General features: G+C 69.5%; 5 protein-coding genes and 1 pseudogene. 4 read left to right on the plus strand and 2 right to left on the minus strand.

Annotation, left to right across the window (positions count from 1 at the left end; genetic code table 11):
• Together I0Q12_RS32540 and I0Q12_RS09875 are read right to left on the minus strand one after the other, a co-directional pair.
• Nucleotides 1-243 (minus strand): annotated as a pseudogene (locus I0Q12_RS32540) (12-oxophytodienoate reductase); the annotation flags it as partial.
• On the minus strand, nt 240-1160 hold the full coding sequence (locus I0Q12_RS09875; protein WP_197251753.1) for an LLM class F420-dependent oxidoreductase: 921 nt from the start codon (nt 1158-1160) through the stop codon (nt 240-242). The pseudogene I0Q12_RS32540 and the gene I0Q12_RS09875, both read right to left, overlap by 4 nt.
• 333 nt (nt 1161-1493) lie before the next feature.
• Between I0Q12_RS09875 and I0Q12_RS09880 the strand changes: the two genes are divergently transcribed.
• The 4 genes from I0Q12_RS09880 to I0Q12_RS09895 all read left to right on the plus strand — a co-directional run.
• A complete protein-coding gene (locus I0Q12_RS09880) occupies nt 1494-2321 on the plus strand; it encodes an IclR family transcriptional regulator (RefSeq protein WP_231610384.1) in 828 nt (275 codons plus the stop codon).
• 64 nt (nt 2322-2385) lie between these two features.
• Nucleotides 2386-3252, plus strand: a complete 867-nt coding sequence (locus I0Q12_RS09885; protein WP_197251755.1) for an alpha/beta fold hydrolase — start codon at nt 2386-2388, stop codon at nt 3250-3252.
• Between the two features lie 98 nt (nt 3253-3350).
• Nucleotides 3351-4529: an acyl-CoA dehydrogenase family protein gene (locus I0Q12_RS09890; RefSeq protein WP_197251756.1), complete on the plus strand. Its 1179-nt coding sequence runs from the start codon at nt 3351-3353 to the stop codon at nt 4527-4529.
• A 36-nt stretch (nt 4530-4565) separates the two neighbouring features.
• On the plus strand, nt 4566-5369 hold an 804-nt coding region (locus I0Q12_RS09895; protein WP_231610371.1), incomplete at its 3' end, for a VOC family protein.

Below are 5369 nucleotides of genomic sequence, written 5' to 3' on the forward strand. Positions count from 1 at the left end.
ATCGCCGTGCATCCGCGGGACCCGCGGGTTGTCGACGGCCGTCGGATGGTCGATCGCGACGCCCTCGGTGACGATCAGGCCGGTTCCGCCGGCGGCGCGTCGCCGGTAGTACTCGGCGACGTCGGGCCCCGGCACGCCGCCGGGGGAGTGCGACCGGGTCATCGGCGACATCACGATCCGGTTGGGCAGCTCGAGCGAGCGCACCGTCAGGGGCCGGAAGAGTGGGGACAGGGTTCTCGTCATGCGTTATCGGGAGCTTTCGTCGACATCGGAAGGTGTTTGCGGAGAATCGGATCGAATTCGGCCCCGGTCTCGACGGCGATCTCGCGCAGCGCCGCGAGCTGATCGCAGTAGTGGTCCGCGCCGGTGGCGGCGAAGGTCGCGCTCACGATCGTGGCGCCGATCGCGCGGCGTCGTTCGAGGGCCCGCAGGGTGGCGTCGCGGTCGCCGAGCGGATCGAGCGGGCGACCGGCGTCGAGGACGACGTCGAATCCCTCCGGCGGATCCACCTTGCGCAGCATCTCGGCGATCTGCTGCACAGTGAGACCGAACGGCAGCCAGCCGTCACCGAGCGTGACCGCCCGACGCAGCGACCGACCGGTGCGGCCGCCGATCCAGAACGGCACCCGCGGCTGCACCGCGTGCGGGCGTACCTCGACGTCCGCGTAGTCGTAGTAGGTGCCGTGGAACTCGGGATTCGGGGTCGACAGTCCGGCACGCAGCGCGCGGAGCGCTTCGTCGGCGCGGGCGCCGCGGTCCTCGAAGGACGCCCCGAGCAGTGCGAATTCCTCCTCCAGGCTGCCGACGCCCAGGCCGAGGATCAGCCGGCCGCCGCTGACGGCATCGAGGGTGCCGTACCGCTTGGCGATCTCGAGGGGGTGGTGGTAGCCGAGCACGAGCACCCGGGTGTTGAGCCTGATCCGGCGGGTGCGTGCGGCGAGGTATCCGAAGGTCGCCAGCGGGTCCCAGTAGACGCCGCCGCGTTCGGCGGCGATCCGGGTGGGGACGGCGACGTGTTCGCTGCAGGTGAGGTGATGGTAGCCGAGGCGATCGGCGGTCTCGGCGACGCGCGCGAGTTCGTCGATGCCGGCGCGGCGCTCCCATTCGGCGCGGGAGGCGGGGTGGTCGATGACCACGGGCGATGTGACACCTATGTACATGCGATCGAACCCCTCGTACGCGAACCCGGCGCGCGCCCGGGCGGCGGCCCGGGTGTGAAGCGCGTGATCGTCCTTCCCGACCGTTCTACCGGTCGGGGAACGGGTGGCCGGTGTGCTTCCTGTTCAGTGGGATGTTGTCAATCACGGCCCGATCGGCAATACTTGTTACGTCGGTCACAAGAATGAATTTCAGTCTCTTGGGGTCTCCCTCGGTCCGGGGGGTTGGAGGAGGTTACGTCGATGCCCGAATTCGATGCTGCTACAGGGGAATGCAAGACAACATCGGAGTCGGCCCGGGGATCGTCGGCGCCGCAGCGCGAACTGCCCGCCTCCATGGTCGAGCGCATGACGCTGATCCTCGACGCCTTCGACAACGCCTCCTCCCGGCTCACCCTCGAAGAGGTGGCCTGCCGCACCGGGCTGCCCCGCTCCACCGTCCACCGCATCCTCGATCAGATGGTCCGGCTCGAATGGGTCGACCACGCGTCGTTCGGCTATTGTCTCGGCCGCCGCGCCAAGTCGCTCGGCGCCGGGGACAACGGCCACGGCCGCATCCGCGAGGCGGCGGCCCCGGTGCTCCACGAACTGCACCTGCAGACCGGGATGGTCGCGCATCTCGCGGTCCTCGACCGCAACGAGATCGTCTACCTCGACAAGGTCGGCGGGCAGCTGGCCGCCACCCTGACCTCCCGCGTCGGCGGCCGCGTGTCCGCCCACGCGACCGCGTGCGGCAAGGCCATCCTCGCCGGCCTGCAGCCCGAGCACGTCGACGCGCTGTACAGCGCGGGCCTGCCGCGCCGCACCGACCGCACCATCTCCGACCTCGGGGTGCTGCACCGCGAACTGGGCCGGATCCGGCAGCGACACGGGCTGGCCTTCGAAACCGGTGAGGCGATGGCCGGGATGGCATGCGTCGGCGCGCCCGTCCGCAGCCCCCAGGGCCCGGTCGCGGGCATCTCGCTGTGCGGCCCGACGCGTCCGGGTCACCTCGACCGCATCGCACCCCTCGTCGCCGACGCCGCACGCGACGTCTCGCGCATGCTCTACCCCGAGCTGGGAACGCCGCGCCGCGCGCGCCGACTCGCCGACGATTCCGTGTCCTTCACGGTCCCCGACACGGCCGAGCAGTTCGTCGCCGGTGGAGCCGGAGCATGGGCCTAGCAGCGGGTCCCGTTCACCGGGAGCCTGCGCGCACGGTGCCGGTGTCGCTGGGAATGTACCGGTCATGACGACGGAACTGAGCTACGAGGAGACCGCGCGGTCCATCACGACGGACCGGGGTGTGCTCCGATACCACGAAGCCGGTGACGGACCGCCCCTGCTGTTGCTGCACGGCTCCGGTCCGGGCGTGACCGGGTGGCGCAACTACCGGGGTGTGCTCGCCGACCTTGCCGAGCACTTCCGTTGCCTCGTCCTCGAATTCCCCGGCTTCGGCGTCAGCGACCCGTGCGCGGGGCATCCCATGGTGATGGCCCGTCACGCGGTGACCGACTTCCTCGACGCCCTCGGCCTCGACCGTGTCTCGATCATCGGAAACTCGATGGGCGGCATCGTCGGAACCCAGTTCGCCATCGCCGAACCCGACCGGGTGCACAAGCTCGTCACGATCGGCGGTGCCGGCCGGTCGGTGTTCGCGCCGGCGCCCGGTGAGGGTATCCGGCTGCTGATGGAATTCACCGACGACCCGACCCGCGAGAAGCTCGTCCGCTGGCTCCACTCGATGGTGTACGACCCCGCGATCATCACCGACGAATTGATCCAGGAGCGTTGGGAACTCGCCACCGAACCCAAGACCCTCGAGATCGCCCGCCGGATGTACAGCACGGCCGCGTTCGAAGCCGGTGCCCGCGCGGCGCTCGCGTCCACCGAAACCCCCTACTGGGCGCAACTCGGCAAGATCACCGCACCGACCCTCATCACGTGGGGACGCGACGATCGCGTCAGCCCCGTCGACATGGCGATGCTCCCGATGCGCGAGCTGCGCAACGGCGAACTGCACGTGTTCCCGAACTGCGGGCACTGGACGATGATCGAGGCCCGCGACGCGTGGCTCGCCACCGTCCTCGCCTTCCTCAACCGCAAGGACGCGTGAGCGATACCGCTCACCCCACTCCGATCCCGCTCGGCGGGCGCGACTCCCACGGACGTCCGCCCCGATCACCCGGGCGCCATACAGAAAGCCGGAAGATCATGGGACAGGTTCTCGATTCGCTCATCCCGTTCGCCGACGAGATCCGCGCCGACGGCGCCGAAGGCGACAAGCTGATGCGTCTGACCGACCGCAGCGCCAAGCGCCTGCGCGACTCCGGAGTCATCCGGATGCTCCAGCCCGCCGAGTTCGGCGGCCTCGAAGCGCACCCGCGCGAATTCGCCGAGACGGCAATGGGTCTCGGTGCCATGGACGGGGCGACCGGCTGGGTCTCCGGCATCGTCGGCGTGCACCCCTGGGAGATGGCGTTCTTCGACCCGAAGGCCCAGCAGGAGGTGTGGGGCGAGGATCCCGACACGTGGATCGCCTCGCCGTACGCGCCGATGGGCGTCGCCACCCCCGTCGAGGGCGGTTACATCCTCAACGGCCGCTGGTCCTTCTCCTCCGGCACCGACCACTGCAACTGGGTCATGATCGGTGCCGCGCTCGGCGACAAGGACGGCAACCGGCTGAGCCCGCCGAAGTCCCTGCACGTGCTGGTGCCGCGTTCGGACTACAGCATCGACCACGACAGCTGGAACGTCGTGGGCCTGCGCGGTACCGGGTCGAAGGACCTCGTCATCGAGAACGCCTTCCTGCCCGAGTACCGGACGCTGTCCGCCGAACGCGTCATGGGTGGTGTCGCCTGGAAGGACGCCGGACGTGACGAGACCCTCTACCGGTTCCCGTTCTCGTGCATCTTCCCGCTCGGCATCACCTCGTCGCTGATCGGCATCGCCGAAGGCGCCCTCAACTGCTACATCGAAACGCAGAAGTCGCGGGTGACGGTGTCCGGCACCGCGATCAAGCAGGATCCGTACGTGCTGTCCGCGCTCGGTGACGCGGCCGCCGAGATCGCCGCGTCGCGTGCCGCCATCCTCGAGACCGTCGATCGCTTCTGGGACCTGACCGAGAAGGGCCAGGAGGTCACGTTCGAGATGCGGGCCATCGGCCGGCGCACCCAGACCGCCGCGGCCTGGCGTGCCGTGCGCGCCGTCGACGAGATCTTCGCGCGGGCCGGTGGCGGCGCGCTGCAGCTCACCAATCCGCTGCAGCGGTTCTGGCGCGACGCCCACGCGGGTCTGAGCCACGCCATCCACGTGCCCGGCTCGATCTTCCACGCGGCCACGCTCACCCAGCTGGGCGAGGAGCCGCAGGGCATGATGCGCTCGATGATCTGATCGCCGAATCCACCTGTCACGAAGGAACATCGAACAATGACGGACATCAGGGGCCTGGGATATCTCAGGATCCAGACCACAGACATCGCACGGTGGCGTGAACTCGTCGTCGACGGGCTCGGCATGGCGATCGGCTCCGGCCCGGAACCGGACGGGCTGTACCTGCGGATCGACGAGCGCCGCGCACGCCTGATCGTGCTTCCCGGCGAGACCGACAAGGCACTCGCCGTCGGCTGGGAGGTCCGCGACCAGTTCGCGCTCGAACGGGTGCGCGAGGCCGTGGAGAAGGCCGGTATCGCCGTCGAGGTGCTGTCGGAGCAGGAGTCGCTGTATCGCGACGCCGAGCAGGTCATCGCGTTCGACGATCCGGGCGGCACCCGCGTCGAGGTGTTCTTCGGCCCGGTGCTCGACCACAGCCCGGTCGTGACCCCGTTCGCCGGCCGATTCCACACCGGTGAGGAAGGACTCGGGCACGTCGTGCTGCCGTGCTTCCGGTTCGACCGGGTGTACGAGTTCTACACCGAGGTCCTCGGTTTCCTGCCGCGCGGTGCGATGCGCGTCGGCGGTCCGTCGGCACCGCCGCCGGCGCGGCGGGTGCGGTTCCTCGGTGTCAACCGGCGTCACCACAGCCTCGCGTTGTGCCCGGCACCGCCGAGCGAGCAGCCCGGCCTGGTGCACCTGATGCTCGAGGTCGAAACTCTCGACGCGGTCGGCCAGGCTCTGGATCGTGTTCGCGAGCTGGGCTTCTCGATCTCGTCGACGCTCGGTCGCCACACGAACGACAAGATGATCTCGTTCTACGTGCGGGCCCCCGGCGGCTGGGACATCGAGTTCGGCACC

The sequence above is a fragment of the Rhodococcus sp. CX genome (assembly GCF_015865005.1).
In the GTDB taxonomy this organism is placed as follows: domain Bacteria; phylum Actinomycetota; class Actinomycetes; order Mycobacteriales; family Mycobacteriaceae; genus Rhodococcus.

Coding starts and splice junctions, on each gene's coding strand:
- I0Q12_RS09875 (WP_197251753.1), bottom strand. CDS start 1,160: ATGTACATAGGTGTCACATCGCCCGTGGTCATCGACCACCCCGCCTCC.
- I0Q12_RS09880 (WP_231610384.1), top strand. CDS start 1,494: ATGGTCGAGCGCATGACGCTGATCCTCGACGCCTTCGACAACGCCTCC.
- I0Q12_RS09885 (WP_197251755.1), top strand. CDS start 2,386: ATGACGACGGAACTGAGCTACGAGGAGACCGCGCGGTCCATCACGACG.
- I0Q12_RS09890 (WP_197251756.1), top strand. CDS start 3,351: ATGGGACAGGTTCTCGATTCGCTCATCCCGTTCGCCGACGAGATCCGC.